This is a genomic window from Mucilaginibacter sp. 21P (genome assembly GCF_019331605.1).
Lineage (GTDB): Bacteria > Bacteroidota > Bacteroidia > Sphingobacteriales > Sphingobacteriaceae > Mucilaginibacter > Mucilaginibacter achroorhodeus.
In genome coordinates this window covers 466,772-484,689 of sequence record NZ_CP063061.1, presented here as the reverse complement: position 1 = coordinate 484,689, position 17,918 = coordinate 466,772, and the positions used below count along the sequence as shown (strand labels likewise).

Below are 17,918 nucleotides of genomic sequence, written 5' to 3'. Positions count from 1 at the left end.
AAGGTAGGATTTTCTGTACCAAATAATTATAAGCGTTTTGTAACAATCACTACCTAAGCGCGTTTTAATGTAAACGCATTATTTTACCCTTATAGTTTAATGAAAAAAATAACCAGGTTTTTTTGGTTCTGTTCAGGTGCACACGTGGACACGCTGAGGAAATACTCTATAGAACATAATAAGTATGTTGGCATTGGTGCTACCATATTCTTCACGGCAGTTTTTGCTGCGCTATCCGGCGGGTACGCTATGTACTTTGTTTTTAGTGGAAGTGCCTTCGCCGTAGGCTTTGCCATATTGTTCGGGGTGCTTTGGGGCACTGCCATCTTTAATATGGACCGATACATCGTATCAAGCATCAATAAAGAGGGTAGTACCAATCAACAAATTTTACAGGCTACCCCGCGTATACTTTTAGCGATCATGATAGGTTTGGTGATCTCTCGCCCCTTAGAGCTAAAGATATTTGACAAAGAAATCCGCGAAAAGCTGAAAACAGCCTATTTGAAAGGACAACATACAAAAATTGATAGCCTGCAACGTACTTACAACCAAAAATATGCCCAGGAGCTTGGTAAAGAGAAAGATCTTAAAAAGGAGAAAGATTCTCTGGAGCGCGACATCAACCGCTCACGTTACGAACTTAACCAGGAGGTGTTTGGTGACAAAACCAATCAAACCTCAGGCATAATGGGGTATGGCACTTATGCCAAGCGAAAGGAAGAGGTACTTAAAGAAAAGCAGGACCGCTTGAAATCTGTTACTGACAACCTGGGCCAAAACGAGGATTACCTGAGTAGGCGCAAGGATTTTGAGGGTGTTACGTCAACGCGATTGTTTACCGATAAACAGTTGGATAGCCTGGCAAACGTGGCCGGCTTTGCAGACCGTAACTGGGCGTTGGGACAATTGTCTTATAATGTTGACGGCTCTCGCGATCTGGATACTTATATGGCGATGTCTTTCATCGGCTACCTTTTCATCTTGTTCGAGTGTTTGCCCGTGTTTGTAAAGTTGATGTCGCCCAAAGGGCCTTATGATACGGCTATAGCTAAGATTGCTGAAGCAAATATCCACGCCGCTGAACGTGATAAGGAACGTGATATTAATGTTACTGATAAAACTTACGACCACAACCTGGACGTAGATATTGGCCGGCGAAAGCAGATCATTAGCAACCAATCGGAATTTGACCTAAGCAGGCATAGCTACGATTGATAGATTAATAATTGTTATATTTGATTATGCAGTTAACGCCTGGCGATATAAATACCGTTAAAAAGTATTTTGCTGATAAACCTGTTGTAAAGGCTTATCTGTTCGGGTCGTATTCCCGTAATGAGGCGGATGAAAATAGCGACATAGATATATTAGTCGATCTGGATTATTCGCATCACATAGGATTGGGCTTCTTTCAAATGCAGGAAGATTTGAAGTCTATTCTTAAGAAAAATATCGATCTCGTATCATCTAATGGCGTATCATCCCATATCATGCCTTTTATCGATAAAGAAAAGCAACTCATCTATGAGAGGTAAAATTGGAGATCGTCAAAGATTATTGCATATTATCGATGCTATCACCGAAATAGATAGTTATACCGCAAATATCGATCTGCAATTATTCCTTCAAAATTCAATGATGCGTTTCGCTTGTATAAAACAGATAGAGATAATTGGTGAGGCCGCAAACTATATTTCAGCTGAAACAAAGGCTCTTTTTTCAGATATAGAGTGGCGACAGATAACTGGTATGCGCCACATTCTTGTACATGAGTATTTCGGGGTTGATTTTCATTTAATATGGCAAGTGATCATACAAGACCTGCCCGAGCTTAAGCAGAAAATAAATGATGTTTTAAATAGCCTTTCGTAATAATAATGATATGAAAAGTTAGCTGATAATATGCTAACTTCATCGCCTTATTACCGACCTCACATGAAGAAAATAATTACCCTAACGGCGGCGGCGTTGTGCAGTTTTGGCGCGTTTGCACAATCAGGCAATACCAAGCCTATCTTTTACAGCATGTCGTTCCCCAATGCCATCCACCACGAGGCAGAAGTTACCATGACCATTCCTGATGCACCTGCTGGCAAGCTCAAAGTAAGAATGAGCCGCTCATCACCGGGCCGTTACGCAACGCATGAATTTGGTAAGAATATCTATAACGTTAAAGCTACTGATGTTAGCGGCAAGCCGTTAATCATTACACAGATAGAGGGTGATGTTTATGAGATTGCAGAACACCCAGATGCAGTGAAGGTAAGCTATACCTTATTTGGTAACCACGCTGATGGAACGTATGTGGGTATTGATGCCAGTCATGCTCACCTTAATATGCCTGCCGCATTTATGTGGGTATTGGGGATGGACAAGCGCCCTGTTAAATTTGAATTTAACGACCTGGATAAATATGGCTGGAAGGTTGCTACGCAGTTAAAACACGAAGGTGACAATGTATATAGCGCCCCTGATCTGCAATACATGATGGATAGCCCTACAGAACTGGCCAACGTAAAAGTGAGTACATGGGACGTGGTTAACACCAACGGCAAAAAGCAGAAAATGGCTGTTGCGGTTCACTCTGATGATGACCAGGCAACCGTTGATAATTTTACCAAGATGGTACAAAAGGTGGTACTCGAAGAAAAGGCCGTTTTTGGCGAGCAGCCCGATTATGATTACGGCAGCTATACCTTTTTGGATGATGTGCATCCAAATAACTTTGGCGATGGTATGGAGCACCGTAACTCAACATGCATTGTTGACAGGGCTCCAAAAATTGCCGGTAACGAAGGTGATCTGTTAGGCACTTTCTCACACGAGTTTTTCCATAGCTGGAATGTTGAGCGTATTCGCCCAAAATCATTAGAGCCATTTAATTTTGAGCATGCCAACATGAGCAGCGAGCTTTGGTTTGCCGAAGGCTTTACGCAATACTACGGCGAAATGTTATTGGTAAGGGCGGGTTTCAACTCTGTAGACGACTATACTTTTACCATGGCTGGGCTCATCAATTCAGTATTGGCTAATCCGGCTCCTGCTAAATATCCGCCAACGCAAATGAGCCGCGATGCGGTGTTTGTTGATGCGGGCGTGGCTGTTGATGCTACCAATTACACTAATATGTTCACCAGCTATTACGTGTATGGCGGTGCAACTGCCCTTGCACTCGATCTGCGTTTGCGCAGCGAGTTTAAGCTCACACTTGATGATTACATGCGCCAGGTTTGGTTAGCTTACGGCAAAACCGGCAAGCCGTACACTATTCCTGATCTGCAGAATACCTTAGCCAAACTAACTAATGCCAAGTTTGCCAAATCATTTTTTGACGATTACATATACGGCGTTAAAAAGAATGATTACACAGAACTGTTAGCTAAAGCGGGCTTTATAATGCAAAAGGCTATGCCGGGCAAAGGCTGGATGGGCCGCGTATCTGCAAGGCCGGCAAATGGTGGTTTGTTAATTATTGGCTCAACGGCATCTAACTCTCCGTTATACAAAGCCGGGTTAGATGGCGACGATGTTATCATGAAGATAGATGGCAAAGAGGCTAAAGAAACATCGGCACTGGCAGAGGCGGTTAAGGATAAAAAGCCGGGAGATAAAGTAGTGATCAATTACCATAACCGCCTTGGCGACCATGAAGCTAACGTTGTTTTAGAAGAAAGCCCTGCCTACCAGGTAATAACATTTGAAAAAGCAGGTAAAGAACTTAGCCAGCAGCAGAAAGATTTTCGTGCGGCATGGTTATCATCAAAAGTGAAATAAATGAAGAGTAAACTATTTATAGCTGCGGCAGCTTTGCTTGTAGCCCCCGTTGCCGGCTTTTGCCAGGACGTTAATAAGATGATCGTACAAACCGATGTTGAGCGTGTTATAAAAACGCTTAGCGCCGATGACATGCAGGGCCGCGGTACATTTACGCCGGGTATTGAAAAGGCTGCCAATTTTATTGAGGGTGAATTTAAAGCTGCAGGTTTAAAGCCTATGGAAGGTAACCAGGGCTATAGGCAAACTTTTTATCAAACACGCATTAAGCCGGTAAATCCAAAAGTGATATTTGATGGTGTAGCTATCCCTGATGAAAAGGTAGCGGTGAACACCAACATGGCATTTAACTGGAAAAGTGATACCACTGTAAAGGTTACTAAACTTACTGATGAAGCTAACTTTAGGAAGCAGCTGGGTACTGCAATGCGTAGCGGCAAAAAGCTTTTGATCATATTTGACGCATCGCTGGCAGATGTTTTTAAAAGGGTGCGAGACAGGGCTGTTAAAGGCATGATAAGTGATGGTACGTCATCACAGCAGATAGTTTACGTTTTAGGCGCGAGCGAGCCCAAATCTTTTGACGCAAGCTGTGAGGTAAGTGAAGAAAAATTATCTCTGAGCAATATCGTGGGTGTAATACCGGGCAAAACCAAACCTAACGAATATGTGGTTTTTGGCGGCCATTATGATCACCTGGGTATAATCAAACCTATGCAAGGGGATAGCATTGCCAATGGCGCTGATGATGATGCATCTGGCACAACAGCCGTAATTGAACTGGCCAAATACTACAAAAAGCTTAATAACAATCAGCGTACGCTCATCTTTGTAGCTTTTACCGCAGAGGAGATCGGTGGTTTCGGATCAAGATATTTTGCCACCAAGGTTAATCCGGATCAGGTGATTGCTTTGTTCAATATCGAAATGATAGGCAAAGCATCTAAATTTGGTGAGAATTCTGCTTTCATTACCGGTTTTGAGAGGTCTGATTTTGGCCCTATCCTGCAGCGTAACCTTGAGGGTACGGCATTTAAGTTCTATCCCGATCCATATCCTGAGCAGAACCTGTTCTACCGTAGCGACAATGCTTCACTTGCAGCAGTAGGTGTGCCTGCGCATACCATCTCAACAGATCAGATCCCAACGGATAAATTGTATCATACTGTAAAAGATGAATTTAGTTCACTTGATGCGGCTAACATCACGGCAACCATACGTGCAATTGCGTTAAGCTCGCGCAGTATCGTATCGGGTAAAGATACGCCAACGCGTATCCCTAAGCTCGAAAACTAAGCAGCGATAACATACTGTCACCGAAGCCCAAACAAACGTTTGGGCTTCGGCGTTTATCAGCAAACAAAAAAGATAAACTATGCAATGGTTTGGCAGGCGCGAAAGCAGTAACACCGAAGATGGCAGTGCAAGCGGCGGCAGGGGCTTTGCCCTTGGCGGTGGTGTAATAGGCATTATTGCCGCAGCAATATATTACTTTACAGGTATCGATCCATCTGCTGTGCTTAACGGCGTAAATCAGCAAAGCGGCCAGCAGGGTAACAACAAAGAAGTTGTTGCCGACACCAAAGAGAAAAAATTTGCCAAGGTGGTATTTGCAGATACAGAAGATGTTTGGAACAAGCTTTTTCAGCAGAATGGTCGTACCTACCAGGAACCCGTATTGCATTTTTACCAGGAAGCCGTGAGCACCGCATGTGGTACTGCAGGTGCCGAGGTCGGGCCGTTCTATTGCCCGGGCGACCAGAAGGTTTACCTTGATCTTTCTTTTTTCAAAGAATTGTCAGATAAGTTTGGTGCTGCCGGTGATTTTGCCCAGGCTTACGTAATAGCGCATGAGGTTGGTCATCATGTGCAGTACCTGTTAGGTGTATCGCAAAAAATGGATGAAGCAAGGCAGCGCTTAAGCAAAGAAGAATACAACAAACTTTCTGTAAAGCTTGAGCTACAGGCCGATTTTTACGCAGGTGTATGGGCATATTATGAAAAGAACGTAAAGAACGTGCTTGACCCAGGCGACATAGAAGAGGCTCTTAATGCCGCACACCAGATCGGCGACGACCGTTTACAAAAGGAATTTCAGGGTGAGGTACATCCGGATAGCTTTACCCATGGTACCAGTGCCCAGCGGATGTATTGGTTTAAGAAAGGCTTCGAGACCGGCGACCCTAAACAAGGCAATACCTTTGCTGCTGCCGATTTGCAATAACGTTTAAAGGTTTGAAATTAAGCGCAAGGTTTTACCTTTGCTTACATGGACATAATCAACTGGAACGATTTTGAGAAAGTAGAACTGCGCGTTGGTACGATACTGGAAGTTGCAGACTTCCCCGAAGCACGCAAGCCCGCTTACAAAGTAAAAGTTGATTTCGGCGAGTTGGGCATTAAGCAAAGCAGTGCGCAGATAACCAAACATTATACTAAGGACGAGTTGATTGGTAGGCAGATACTCGGCGTGGTCAACTTTCCTAAAAAACAGATCGCTAACTTTATGTCGGAGTTTTTGGCGACCGGCCTTGCTGATGAAAATGGCGATATTGTGCTGGCTGCGGTAGATAAACCTGTACCCAATGGCAGCAGACTTATCTGATACAGCATTAGTCAACTGGTTGATAGGTCCGCAATTGGTAGGCGCTATTTTTATTTTAGCGGCTTTAATTCAAAAGCAATTTCCTCCTAAAAAAATCAATAGCTTGTATGGCTACCGCACACCGCTATCCATGAAGAACCAGCAGAACTGGGACGAAGGTAACAGGTACTCAACCAAGCTAATGTTAAAGTTGGGATTTTTCCTGCTCGTTGTGGGATTGATATTAACGCCACTGATTTCATTAATTCCGATGGGTTTAGATGCGCAGATGCTCATCAAAACAGGTTTAATAGTAGCCGGTGCCATGGGCTCGGTTGTGATATTATTAACTTCTACCGAACGACATTTAGAAAAAACAACAGATACAAAAGCGTAATGCGATACTTCAATTTTGGCGACGACGAACAGCCTGCCATATCTCCCGATGAGTTTTTTATGAACGAGGCCCTTAAAGAAGCCCGCCAGGCATTGGCCGAGGATGAGATACCTATCGGCGCAGTTGTGGTATGCAAAGGCAAGATCATCGGGCGTGGCCATAATCTCACCGAGCGCCTTAATGATGTATCTGCCCATGCTGAAATGCAGGCCCTAACCGCTGCCGCCAACTATATGGGCGGCAAATACCTGCCCGAATGTACACTTTATGTAACACTTGAGCCTTGCGTAATGTGCGCCGGAGCCAGTTATTGGTTCCAGATCGGGCGCATTGTATTTGGCGCCTACGACACCCGCATGGGCTTCGGCCGACTTAATCAAAGCATTACCCACCCCAAAACCCTTATCACCTCCGGCATTCACGAAAACGAATGCTCCCAGTTGATCAAAGACTTTTTTAAGGGGAAGAGGGGGAAGTAAGGAGGATGTTTTCTTTAAATAAGCTAACTTAACGGCATGAAAGCCGGTCAATCTCTTTGGACTCGTGAGCAATTAATTCTTGCTATAAATCTGTACAGCAAAATACGGTTTGGGCAAATGCACGCCAGCAATAAAGACGTTCAAGAATTAGCCGCAATTATGGGTCGAACGCCAAGTGCAGTTGCCCGCAAACTTGGTAACTTCGCCAGTTTCGATCCGACCTTACAGGCTCGTGGTATAAAGGGATTAGAGAATACAAGCAAGTTGGATAAGCAAATTTGGCGGGAGTATATGGATAATTGGGATGAGCAATTCATAGAAAGCGAAAAACTGCTTGCTCAAAAAAAGCATACATCGCTTGAAAGCTTAAACCCTTTAGATCTTGATGAACCTAAAGATATGTTTGGACGTGAAGCAACAAGGAAAGTGTTAATGCGCTTAGATCAAACAGCCTTTAGAAGAATGGTTTTAAGTAATTTCGATGATTGTTGTTGTATAACTGGTATTAATCAACCCGAGCTACTGATAGCCAGCCATATCTTGCCATGGAGCAAAGATGCTGGTAATCGCCTTAACCCAAGGAACGGCTTAGCATTAAATGCGCTTCACGATAAAGCTTTCGAACGAGGATTAGTTACTATAACAACAGATTTAAAAATCAAGATATCTCCTTTATTACTTAAAGATAAAAGCATTCCGGGTATTCAATCTAATTTCGAAGCTTATGATGGTAGAGACCTCATCGAACCAAAGAAATTTTTTCCTGATGTTGAATTCTTGAAAGTCCATAACGAGCGCTTTCGTTCGTAATTCACTTATATCCGATTGACATGATATTGGACAAAGCTTATTTTGGCTAAGTGCAAAACGTCAGATTCAATTATCTTTATCGAGATAGTGGAAACTATAAAATCTTTGGATATGTAATTTTCAGCAATACGCTATCCTTAAGCTTATCATACATTGATAAAGAAATAAGAACGAAGCTAATCGACGATACTTGGTTCTACGCTGAGCAATGGGGCTTACCTACTTTGTTAGACCAACAAATATCCATACAAGACCCATCATGGCATGAGTTTGAATCGGTAGCTATCACGACGGAAATCGGCGAAAATGATATTTCTTCATTTCTCAATAAGTTATGAGTATTGTCAGTTTTGCAACTTCTTGCTATCTTCAACCATTTAATCACCCCGCATGAAAAAACTATCCACCCTTATCCTTTTAGCTTTAGCCGCTGCAACCTTAAACGCATCTACTATTAAACCCGCTCCAGCTTCGTTCATCCAGAAAACAAAACATCCTGAAAAAGCCATGGAGGCATCAGAAGCTAAGGCTATTCTACGCGAGATGCAGCAGCAAAGTACAGATGCGGATAAAGTGAATGTACTTAAGGCCGGTGTTAAAGATAAAGGTATCACCATCGATCAACTGCTTACGCTGCTTAACCAGTTCAATACGGACGATTCAAAGATTGAGGCTGCAAAGTTTGCCTTTCCCTATACTACCAACTACAAATCATTCCTGCGTATCTGCGATATTTTTTCGCGTGAGGAGTACAAGGATGCTTTGGAGGATTTCTACAAGAAGAATAAATAGTAAAGAGTGTCTTTTTTCTTTAATCCTTACTCCGGTTTCTGGGAGAAAATCCTTATCTCCTTCGGATAATAATTATTTACACGATTAGGTAGTAATTTGGCCCATCCCAGCGCGAGACCTTCATAACTCATCAGGCTCCAGCCTTTGCCTGTCGGGTTAATATCAATGTTGTCGCGGCGCAGATATTGTATCGCCTGGTCTTTGGTTAGGTCGGTAACTAATACCGCATCTTTATTAATAATATTGCTCAGGGCCAGTTCATGGTCGGGTATCAGATCATTGCCGGCAAGTTTGCCAATACGCACGCCCGATTTTTTAATGTACAGGTGCCTGTGCAATGCGTTCAGGCTTTCCTTATGCTCGCGGTTTATGGCCAGCCAGTCATCATTTACCTTAAAAAAGTAAAAATCGTCGGCGTTATGAACATACGTTTTCACAATATCCAGCTCTTTAGCAGACAGTTTTTGTTGCGCGTTGCTTTTATAATTGCTTTGTCCGCTGTTCTTGCGCTTGCGCAGGCAAGCCGCAAACAAACCTTCGCCTTTTACTTTTCCTGGGTAAAAACGGTAACCCCAGGCCTTAGCCCCGGCCGACTGACTTTCAACCACACCCCAATCATCTTGTAAAGGTATCCTTATGCTTTCCATATCAAAAGTACTGCACAGCCAATCCAAAATATCCTCGTTTTCCTGGTGCGAGTAAGAGCAGGTACTATATATAAGGTAACCATCTTCAGCAAGTGCCGGGTAAATATCAGCCAATATCCGCTCCTGGCGCTGATGGCAAAGTTTAACGTTGGCTTCGCTCCACTCGTTCATAGCATCAGGGTCTTTACGAAACATGCCCGATCCCGAACATGGCGCATCAACCAGCACAACATCAAAAAAATCCTTCAGTGCGGCAAAGTCGCGTGGATCGTTGTTGGTGACAATGGTATTTGATGTTCCCCAGCGGTTAAGGTTATCCATTAATATGGGGACACGCGTTTTGATGATCTCGTTCGCAACCAATAGATCGGTATTTTGCAGGGCCGAATTAAGTAAGGTGCTTTTGCCACCCGGCGCTGCGCAAAGGTCTAAAACACGCAGCGGGTCGGTATCGCTATTCCTTATACTATATAATATATGGCTGATGAACATTGACGATGCTTCCTGAACATAGTATACACCTGCATGAAACAATGGGTCGAACGTGAAAGAAGGTCGCTCATTCAGATAAAAACCCTCAGCACACCATGGCACTCGTGTATCTGTTTTTATGTTTGATGCTTTGAAAGGATTAAGCCGGATGGATGTTGGTGAGCTTTCTGATGCGTGTGCATTGATGAAATTCTCTTTATCGAAGCCCGGTTCTGATGTCAGATTATCTAAAAACCCATCCGGGAAAGTGTGATTTGCCATATATATGATCAAAAGTACAGAAAATTTGAAGGGCTTTATGGTCTGTTTATTTCATGCCGAACAATAAAAAAGTCGCTTTCACGCATTTTTGAGACGATTTTTGATCAACCGTGAATGTGCTTTTACGGTAAATATGGTATAAATAAACCGTTAAGCAGGCTTGTTACTTATTGTATTTTAAATAGTTATGCCACGATTGAAATTATTTGAAATTTTCTTTGGAGGCAAGAACTATTTCGGCGTACATTTGTATCCCGTCCAAAACGAAGGACGGTTGTTTTTTGAAGACTAAGGCAAATAAAAAGATTTTAAATAAAGTGATTATTTCACTTGACAGATAAACTTAATTTGCTACCTTTGCAGCCCGCAAGAACGAGAGTGATGGCGGTTGTTTTTTGAGGGTAATGGATGTAAAGAGGGGGTATAAGATAAGCTTTAAAAAAAGTTGAAAATAGTACTTGACGCGAATGGTAAAAAGTTCGCATCTTTGCAGCCCGCGAAAGAGGGAAAAGACCTCGAGTAGGATTGAAAAAGGAGCAAAAATTATTTTAAAATAATATTTGCGAAAGAGAAAAAAGGTTGTACCTTTGCAGCCGCTTCGGAAACGAAGAAAAACAAAGAAAGGAGAAAGCCACAAGGGTTTTCTAAGAATAAAAGATTGAAATGTTGAGGCCGCAACGGCTGAAAATATAGAAAGCGGATCCGTGAGGTGAAGCGATAAGTTCTTAAAGGTAATAGAAAAGATAAAGAATGCAGCGTAACAGCGGAAGAACGAACCCAAGGTTTCGGAAGCTGAGATGAAAGTAGATAGGGATAATGTAAGAGAATAATATTTTTACAGATTTCTATTGATTGAGTTAATAGGGTCTGGATACAAACAACACATTTTACAATGGAGAGTTTGATCCTGGCTCAGGATGAACGCTAGCGGCAGGCCTAATACATGCAAGTCGGACGGGATTGAGAAGCTTGCTTTTCATGAGAGTGGCGCACGGGTGCGTAACACGTATGTAACCTACCTTAATCAGGGGGATAGCCTCTCGAAAGAGAGATTAACACCGCATAAAATCAATTTATGGCATCATAGAATGATCAAATATTTATAGGATTAAGATGGGCATGCGGAACATTAGCTAGTTGGTAAGGTAACGGCTTACCAAGGCTACGATGTTTAGGGGATCTGAGAGGATGACCCCCCACACTGGTACTGAGACACGGACCAGACTCCTACGGGAGGCAGCAGTAAGGAATATTGGTCAATGGGCGCAAGCCTGAACCAGCCATGCCGCGTGCAGGAAGACGGCCCTACGGGTTGTAAACTGCTTTTGTACCGGAATAAACCTTTGTATGTATACGAAGCTGAATGTACGGTAAGAATAAGGATCGGCTAACTCCGTGCCAGCAGCCGCGGTAATACGGAGGATCCAAGCGTTATCCGGATTTATTGGGTTTAAAGGGTGCGTAGGTGGCCTATTAAGTCAGGGGTGAAAGACGGTAGCTCAACTATCGCAGTGCCTTTGATACTGATGGGCTTGAATACACTAGAGGTAGGCGGAATGTGACAAGTAGCGGTGAAATGCATAGATATGTCACAGAACACCAATTGCGAAGGCAGCTTACTATGGTGTCATTGACACTGAGGCACGAAAGCGTGGGGATCAAACAGGATTAGATACCCTGGTAGTCCACGCCCTAAACGATGAACACTCGATGTTGGCGATATACGGTCAGCGTCTAAGCGAAAGCGTTAAGTGTTCCACCTGGGGAGTACGCCCGCAAGGGTGAAACTCAAAGGAATTGACGGGGGCCCGCACAAGCGGAGGAGCATGTGGTTTAATTCGATGATACGCGAGGAACCTTACCCGGGCTTGAAAGTTAGTGAATGAGACAGAGACGTCTCAGTCCTTCGGGACACGAAACTAGGTGCTGCATGGCTGTCGTCAGCTCGTGCCGTGAGGTGTTGGGTTAAGTCCCGCAACGAGCGCAACCCCTATGTTTAGTTGCCAGCATGTAATGATGGGGACTCTAAACAGACTGCCTATGCAAATAGAGAGGAAGGAGGGGACGACGTCAAGTCATCATGGCCCTTACGTCCGGGGCTACACACGTGCTACAATGGATGGTACAGAGGGCTGCTACCTGGCAACAGGATGCCAATCTCTTAAAGCCATTCACAGTTCGGATCGGGGTCTGCAACTCGACCCCGTGAAGTTGGATTCGCTAGTAATCGCGTATCAGCAATGACGCGGTGAATACGTTCCCGGGCCTTGTACACACCGCCCGTCAAGCCATGGAAGCTGGAAGTACCTGAAGTCGGTAACCGCAAGGAGCCGCCTAGGGTAAAGTCGGTAACTGGGGCTAAGTCGTAACAAGGTAGCCGTACCGGAAGGTGTGGCTGGAATACCTCCTTTCTGGAGCATTATCCCGCTAACTACTTTGTTAAACATAACAGCACTGCTGTTACCTGCATTATCTTTTCTTATTATAATGAAACACAAACCCGGAAGATGAAGCCATCAGTGGTGGTAAAACCATTAAAAGTGGCAAGATTGTACACAACACACAGTCCTGTAGCTCAGCTTGGTTAGAGCACTACACTGATAATGTAGGGGTCAGCAGTTCAAATCTGCTCGGGACTACGAGGTGAAGGTAGCAAGTAGCAGGTATAAAGTAGCAAGAAAACGTCTTGATACTAAATACTAACGACTTGATACTAAAAACATCTGAAAGGGGGATTAGCTCAGCTGGCTAGAGCACCTGCCTTGCACGCAGGGGGTCAACGGTTCGAATCCGTTATTCTCCACCATGCTAAGTGTAACAAGTAGCAAGTATATAGTAGCAAGATTAGTCTTGATACCTGATACTAGCGGCTTGATACTAAAGCAAAACGTTCTTTGACATATTGGAAGAAGTAAATTGAAGAGAAGACAACAGTAGGGACGTCTTTTCAGAGATGAAAGAAAAAAAGATAAAAGATAAAAGACTTTGGTCCTTTGTCCTTAATCAAAAGATCTTTACTCAAGAAAAGCGACTCGAAATAATAAAATCGTATCGTGCTGAGCAAAAGCAGCAATGATATTAGAAGAAAGTAAGAAAGGGTACACGGGGGATGCCTTGGCTCTCAGAGGCGATGAAGGACGTGATAAGCTGCGATAAGCACCGGGGATCAGCAAATATGAATTGATCCGGTGATTTCCGAATGGGGAAACCTAACTATTTGAAGAATAGTTGCATAAATGCGCAAACCTGCTGAACTGAAACATCTAAGTAAGCAGAGGAAGAGAAAACAACAGTGATTTCCAGAGTAGTGGCGAGCGAAATGGAAGAAGCCCAAACCGGCTATGTTACGGCATAGCCGGGGTTATAGGACCACAATATGACTACTAAAATGAACCGGAAAGGGGTGGGAAACCCTGCCATAGAGCATGATAGCTGCGTACGGGTAAGTAATAGTAAGATAGTGGTATCCTGAGTACCGCGAGGTTGGAGACGCCTTGTGGGAATTTGCCGGCACCATCCGGTAAGGCTAAATACTCCTGAGAGACCGATAGTGAACCAGTACCGTGAGGGAAAGGTGAAAAGAACCCCGAACAGGGGAGTGAAATAGAACCTGAAACCGTGTACTTACAAGCGGTCGGAGCGGACTTGTTCCGTGACGGCGTGCCTTTTGCATAATGAGCCTACGAGTTACTCCTCTCTGGCAAGGTTAAGTGGTTAAGCCACGCAGCCGAAGCGAAAGCGAGTCTGAATAGGGCGTATAGTCAGAGGGGGTAGACGCGAAACCTTGTGATCTACCCATGGACAGGTTGAAGGTGCCGTAACAGGTACTGGAGGACCGAACCGATAAACGTTGAAAAGTTTCCGGATGATCTGTGGGTAGGGGTGAAAGGCTAATCAAACTGGGAAATAGCTCGTACTCCCCGAAATGTTTTTAGGAACAGCGTGGTGGTAAAGTTAGATAGAGGTAGAGCTACTGATTGGGTGCGGGGGAGTCAAATCCTACCAAATCCAGACAAACTCCGAATGCTATTTAATATACACTGCAGTGAGGCTATGGGTGCTAAGGTCCATGGCCGAGAGGGAAAGAACCCAGACCATCAGCTAAGGTCCCCAAATTAACGCTAAGTTGAACTAACGAGGTCCGATTGCACAGACAGCTAGGATGTTGGCTTGGAAGCAGCCATTCATTTAAAGAGTGCGTAACAGCTCACTAGTCGAGCGATCGGGCATGGATAATAAACGGGCATTAAGCGTTATACCGAAGCTATGGATTTACAGTAATGTATCTGGTAGGGGAGCATTCTATATGCCGGTGAAGCAGGAAGGACAACTGACTGTGGAGGTTATAGAAAAGCAAATGTAGGCATAAGTAACGATAAGGCGGGAGAGAAACCCGCCCACCGAAAGACTAAGGTTTCCTGATCAACGCTAATCGGATCAGGGTTAGTCGGGGCCTAAGGTGAAGCCGAAGGGCGTAGCCGATGGACAACTGGTTAATATTCCAGTACTTTTTATAACTGCGATGCGGTGACGGAGTAGTGAAACTGACGCGAACTGACGGAATAGTTCGTTAAAGGCCGTAGGTATAGGGTTTGTAGTTAAGTACGCAGACCTTGCTGAAAGCTGATAGTACTCAGAACCTTCGGGGGACGGGATAGTTCAGGTAATCAGACTTCCAAGAAAACCCGCTAAGCTTCAGGTTATAAAAACCCGTACCGTAAACCGACACAGGTAGTCGAGGAGAGAATCCTAAGGTGCTCGAGTGAATCATGGCTAAGGAACTCGGCAAAATGGCCCTGTAACTTCGGGAGAAGGGGCGCTGGCAGCAATGTCAGCCGCAGTGAAAAGGCCCAGGCGACTGTTTAACAAAAACACATGGCTTTGCAAAATCGAAAGATGACGTATAAGGCCTGACACCTGCCCGGTGCTGGAAGGTTAAGAGGGGATGTTAGTCGCAAGGCGAAGCATTGAATCGAAGCCCCAGTAAACGGCGGCCGTAACTATAACGGTCCTAAGGTAGCGAAATTCCTTGTCGGGTAAGTTCCGACCTGCACGAATGGTGTAACGATCTGGGCGCTGTCTCAGCCATGAGCTCGGTGAAATTGTGGTATCGGTGAAGACGCCGGTTACCCGCAACGGGACGGAAAGACCCCATGCACCTTCACTACAACTTAACATTGATATCGGATACAGGATGTGTAGGATAGGTGGGAGGCTGTGATCCTGCTTCGCTAGGAGTAGGTTAGCCAACGTTGAAATACCACCCTTTCTGTATTTGGTGTCTAACCCGATCATGTCGGGGACATTGTTTGGCGGGTAGTTTGACTGGGGTGGTCGCCTCCAAAAAGGTAACGGAGGCTTTCAAAGGTAAGCTCAGTACGCTTGGTAACCGTACGCGGAGTGCAATAGCATAAGCTTGCTTGACAGTGAGACAGACAAGTCGAGCTGGGTCGAAAGACGGATATAGTGATCCGGTGGTTCTGCATGGAAGGGCCATCGCTCAAAGGATAAAAGGTACGCTGGGGATAACAGGCTGATCTCCCCCAAGAGCTCATATCGACGGGGAGGTTTGGCACCTCGATGTCGGCTCGTCACATCCTGGGGCTGGAGAAGGTCCCAAGGGTTGAGCTGTTCGCTCATTAAAGTGGCACGCGAGCTGGGTTCAGAACGTCGCGAGACAGTTCGGTCCCTATCTGTTGTGGGCGTTGGAAGTTTGAGTGGGGCTGACCTTAGTACGAGAGGACCGGGTTGGACTAACCTCTGGTGAATCTGTTATGCCGCCAGGTGTACTGCAGAGTAGCTACGTTGGGAATAGATAAGCGCTGAAAGCATCTAAGTGCGAAACTAGCCACGAGATGAGACTTCCTTATAGGATCGTAGCAGACTACTACGTTGATAGGTTACAGATATAAAGGTGGTGACATCAAAGTCGAGTAATACTAATTATCCGAAGCTTTCTCTAACAGAAGAAATTGCTGTTGTTTTCTCTAAAAATTACTTCTTTCAATAATATGTCATTGTTTGATGATAGTAGCGAGTATATAGTATCAAGTATATAGATACAAAGCATGCGAAAATCATAAACATATAAAATCTTGTTAGCAGTGTTGGTAAAGGTCTTGATACCTGATACTAACTACTAAATACTAACAAAGGATCTTCAGGTGCCTATATCGGCGGTGTCCACCTCTTCCCATTCCGAACAGAGAAGTTAAGCCCGCCAGAGCCGATGGTACTGCAGTAAAATGTGGGAGAGTAGGTCGGTGCCAACCTTTATTAGAAGCCTTCACTGGAAACAGGAGAAGGCTTTTTTGCGTTTAGGCAATTTTTGCTTGTTGGAGCGAAGATTACAGAGCTGGAGTCGGGATATTGTAATTTGATTAAATTGCAGCCATTAGCTTCAAAAAATGATCCGATTCATCTTTAGCTTCCTCCTTCTTTTAACAGCCTTGCTCATTCTGTTTCCTGCACCCGAATATCATCTTTGGCTGCTTGCAGTTATTTCCGGCGAGTACTGCTGGGTGCTTGCACTGATGGCGTTGGTCGTGTTGGGTGCGGGGCAACGGGGCGGCAAAAGCTTTATCATCGTTAGTATTATTAGTGCCATAGCTTTCCTGATATTTATTCTTCCGCTTTTTCAGGCAAGCCAGATTTCCGACAAATTGGGAAAGGATCTTGATAAAGCATTTCCTGCTAAAAATAGCTCCGAGGCAGCAAAGCCATTTTCGTTGTTAAAGCTTTTTTCTAAAACACCACCTATAGGCCACTCCACACGCACATACATCAACTACGCAGACACAGCACTAACCCTGGATTTCTACCCAAGTAAGATCAAAGCACCACGACCTTGCGTTATCGTTATCCACGGCGGATCATGGAGCAGTGGCGACTCGCAGCAGTTGCCTGAGCTTAATAATATCCTGGCTGCCAATGGTTACAACGTGGCGTCCATCAATTATCGGATGGCGCCGAGGTGGAAAAGCCCGGCACCTGTTGAAGACGTAGAGAATGTCCTTAAATACCTGCGTGCCCATGCTGCCGACCTTTCCATCGATACCAACCGGTTTGTTTTGCTTGGCCGTTCGGCGGGGGGGCAGATAGCGTTGGTGGCAGGGTATACGCTGAAGAACCAACACATTGCAGGGGTAATAGACTTTTACGGCCCTGCCGATATGGTGTGGGGTTATTCGGTACCGTCCAGTAAGTTGATAATGGACTCGCGGAAGGTGATGGAGCGGTACCTTGGTGGTACGTATGCCAAAGTGCCTCAACAATATGTGAACAGCTCGCCGTTGACATTTGTGGATGGCTCGGTGCCGCCTACGCTTATCATCCATGGGGCTAATGATGCCCTGGTGGCTTACGAGCACAGTCGCCGCCTTAACGAGAAATTACAGCGGGCAGGGGTGCCGCATTACTGGCTTAAACTACCCTGGGCTACTCATGGCTTCGATTATAACATTGATGGGCCGGGTGGCCAGCTGTCTACCTACGCGGTGCTGCGCTTTATGGCTGCCTTGGGCCCAAAGTAGCTTAGTATGGCCTTACTTTGACTTACTTTTTCCACTCACTTGTAACCAAACAACCCTAAAAGTGGGTGTTCACGTTCACGGCATGAACGCTGGTGAACATCGTGAACGCCCGTGAACGCTGACAGCATTGTGTCACCATTTGCTGTG

Annotated in this window: 14 protein-coding genes, 2 tRNA genes and 3 rRNA genes; 18 read left to right on the top strand and 1 reads right to left on the bottom strand. The window is 44.8% G+C overall.

The genetic code is table 11. The annotated features are described in order from the left end of the window. The first annotated feature begins 99 nt into the window (after positions 1-99). The 12 genes from INP83_RS01975 (at position 100) to INP83_RS01920 (ending at position 8,839) form a co-directional block, all read left to right on the top strand. Positions 100-1,218 carry a DUF4407 domain-containing protein gene (locus INP83_RS01975; RefSeq protein WP_219126104.1) on the top strand — a complete coding sequence of 373 codons (1,119 nt, stop codon included), beginning with the start codon at positions 100-102 and terminating at the stop codon, positions 1,216-1,218. 26 nt (positions 1,219-1,244) lie between these two features. Continuing rightward, complete coding sequence (locus INP83_RS01970) at positions 1,245-1,538, top strand: nucleotidyltransferase family protein (RefSeq protein WP_146272972.1); 294 nt, start codon at positions 1,245-1,247, stop codon at positions 1,536-1,538. Continuing rightward, complete coding sequence (locus INP83_RS01965; RefSeq protein WP_146272971.1) at positions 1,528-1,875, top strand: DUF86 domain-containing protein; 348 nt, start codon at positions 1,528-1,530, stop codon at positions 1,873-1,875. The genes INP83_RS01970 and INP83_RS01965 overlap by 11 nt, the downstream gene beginning before the upstream one ends. A 63-nt stretch (positions 1,876-1,938) precedes the next feature. Beyond that, positions 1,939-3,777, top strand: a complete 1,839-nt coding sequence (locus INP83_RS01960) for a M61 family metallopeptidase (RefSeq protein ID WP_219126103.1) — start codon at positions 1,939-1,941, stop codon at positions 3,775-3,777. Beyond that, positions 3,778-5,073, top strand: a complete 1,296-nt coding sequence (locus INP83_RS01955; protein ID WP_219126102.1) for a M20/M25/M40 family metallo-hydrolase — start codon at positions 3,778-3,780, stop codon at positions 5,071-5,073. 79 nt (positions 5,074-5,152) lie between these two features. Next, positions 5,153-6,001 carry a neutral zinc metallopeptidase gene (locus tag INP83_RS01950; RefSeq protein ID WP_219126101.1) on the top strand — a complete coding sequence of 283 codons (849 nt, stop codon included), beginning with the start codon at positions 5,153-5,155 and terminating at the stop codon, positions 5,999-6,001. A gap of 45 nt (positions 6,002-6,046) precedes the next feature. After that, entirely contained in the window at positions 6,047-6,382 is a 336-nt protein-coding gene (locus INP83_RS01945; protein WP_219126100.1) for a tRNA-binding protein, read from the top strand. Further along, entirely contained in the window at positions 6,363-6,758 is a 396-nt protein-coding gene (locus INP83_RS01940; protein WP_219126099.1) for an SdpI family protein, read from the top strand. Before INP83_RS01945 ends, INP83_RS01940 begins: the two co-directional genes overlap by 20 nt. Then, the gene (locus tag INP83_RS01935; protein WP_219126098.1) at positions 6,758-7,237 is read left to right on the top strand and encodes a nucleoside deaminase; all 480 of its coding nucleotides are present in this window, start codon (positions 6,758-6,760) and stop codon (positions 7,235-7,237) included. The genes INP83_RS01940 and INP83_RS01935 overlap by 1 nt, the downstream gene beginning before the upstream one ends. 36 nt (positions 7,238-7,273) lie before the next feature. Continuing rightward, positions 7,274-8,047, top strand: a complete 774-nt coding sequence (locus tag INP83_RS01930; RefSeq protein WP_219126097.1) for an HNH endonuclease — start codon at positions 7,274-7,276, stop codon at positions 8,045-8,047. A gap of 50 nt (positions 8,048-8,097) precedes the next feature. Further along, positions 8,098-8,385, top strand: coding sequence for a hypothetical protein (locus INP83_RS01925; RefSeq protein ID WP_219126096.1), 288 nt, complete (start codon positions 8,098-8,100; stop codon positions 8,383-8,385). Between the two features lie 52 nt (positions 8,386-8,437). Next, a complete protein-coding gene (locus tag INP83_RS01920; RefSeq protein ID WP_219126095.1) occupies positions 8,438-8,839 on the top strand; it encodes a DUF4476 domain-containing protein in 402 nt (133 codons plus the stop codon). Between the two features lie 26 nt (positions 8,840-8,865). On the opposite strand, the gene INP83_RS01915 is transcribed toward INP83_RS01920, so the two are convergent. Continuing rightward, positions 8,866-10,239: an RsmB/NOP family class I SAM-dependent RNA methyltransferase gene (locus INP83_RS01915; RefSeq protein ID WP_219126094.1), complete on the bottom strand. Its 1,374-nt coding sequence runs from the start codon at positions 10,237-10,239 to the stop codon at positions 8,866-8,868. Positions 10,240-11,128: 889 nt separating this feature from the next. On the opposite strand from INP83_RS01915, the gene INP83_RS01910 reads away from it, so the two are divergent. The 6 genes from INP83_RS01910 to INP83_RS01885 all read left to right on the top strand — a co-directional run bounded on the left by INP83_RS01910 (position 11,129) and on the right by INP83_RS01885 (position 17,771). After that, positions 11,129-12,650: ribosomal RNA gene (locus INP83_RS01910) — 16S ribosomal RNA — on the top strand. Between the two features lie 153 nt (positions 12,651-12,803). Continuing rightward, positions 12,804-12,878 (top strand) — tRNA-Ile (locus INP83_RS01905). Positions 12,879-12,968: 90 nt separating this feature from the next. Further along, a tRNA-Ala gene (locus INP83_RS01900) sits at positions 12,969-13,045 on the top strand. A 276-nt stretch (positions 13,046-13,321) separates the two neighbouring features. After that, positions 13,322-16,201: ribosomal RNA gene (locus tag INP83_RS01895) — 23S ribosomal RNA — on the top strand. Between the two features lie 198 nt (positions 16,202-16,399). Next, a 5S ribosomal RNA gene (gene rrf, locus INP83_RS01890) occupies positions 16,400-16,511 on the top strand. Together the 16S, 23S and 5S rRNA genes with 2 tRNA genes alongside form the textbook arrangement of a ribosomal RNA operon. Positions 16,512-16,646: 135 nt before the next feature. Continuing rightward, entirely contained in the window at positions 16,647-17,771 is a 1,125-nt protein-coding gene (locus INP83_RS01885) for an alpha/beta hydrolase (RefSeq protein WP_219126093.1), read from the top strand. Positions 17,772-17,918 lie beyond the last annotated feature (147 nt).

Coding starts and splice junctions, on each gene's coding strand:
- INP83_RS01975 (WP_219126104.1), top strand. CDS start 100: ATGAAAAAAATAACCAGGTTTTTTTGGTTCTGTTCAGGTGCACACGTG.
- INP83_RS01970 (WP_146272972.1), top strand. CDS start 1,245: ATGCAGTTAACGCCTGGCGATATAAATACCGTTAAAAAGTATTTTGCT.
- INP83_RS01965 (WP_146272971.1), top strand. CDS start 1,528: ATGAGAGGTAAAATTGGAGATCGTCAAAGATTATTGCATATTATCGAT.
- INP83_RS01960 (WP_219126103.1), top strand. CDS start 1,939: ATGAAGAAAATAATTACCCTAACGGCGGCGGCGTTGTGCAGTTTTGGC.
- INP83_RS01955 (WP_219126102.1), top strand. CDS start 3,778: ATGAAGAGTAAACTATTTATAGCTGCGGCAGCTTTGCTTGTAGCCCCC.
- INP83_RS01950 (WP_219126101.1), top strand. CDS start 5,153: ATGCAATGGTTTGGCAGGCGCGAAAGCAGTAACACCGAAGATGGCAGT.
- INP83_RS01945 (WP_219126100.1), top strand. CDS start 6,047: ATGGACATAATCAACTGGAACGATTTTGAGAAAGTAGAACTGCGCGTT.
- INP83_RS01940 (WP_219126099.1), top strand. CDS start 6,363: ATGGCAGCAGACTTATCTGATACAGCATTAGTCAACTGGTTGATAGGT.
- INP83_RS01935 (WP_219126098.1), top strand. CDS start 6,758: ATGCGATACTTCAATTTTGGCGACGACGAACAGCCTGCCATATCTCCC.
- INP83_RS01930 (WP_219126097.1), top strand. CDS start 7,274: ATGAAAGCCGGTCAATCTCTTTGGACTCGTGAGCAATTAATTCTTGCT.
- INP83_RS01920 (WP_219126095.1), top strand. CDS start 8,438: ATGAAAAAACTATCCACCCTTATCCTTTTAGCTTTAGCCGCTGCAACC.
- INP83_RS01915 (WP_219126094.1), bottom strand. CDS start 10,239: ATGGCAAATCACACTTTCCCGGATGGGTTTTTAGATAATCTGACATCA.
- INP83_RS01885 (WP_219126093.1), top strand. CDS start 16,647: ATGATCCGATTCATCTTTAGCTTCCTCCTTCTTTTAACAGCCTTGCTC.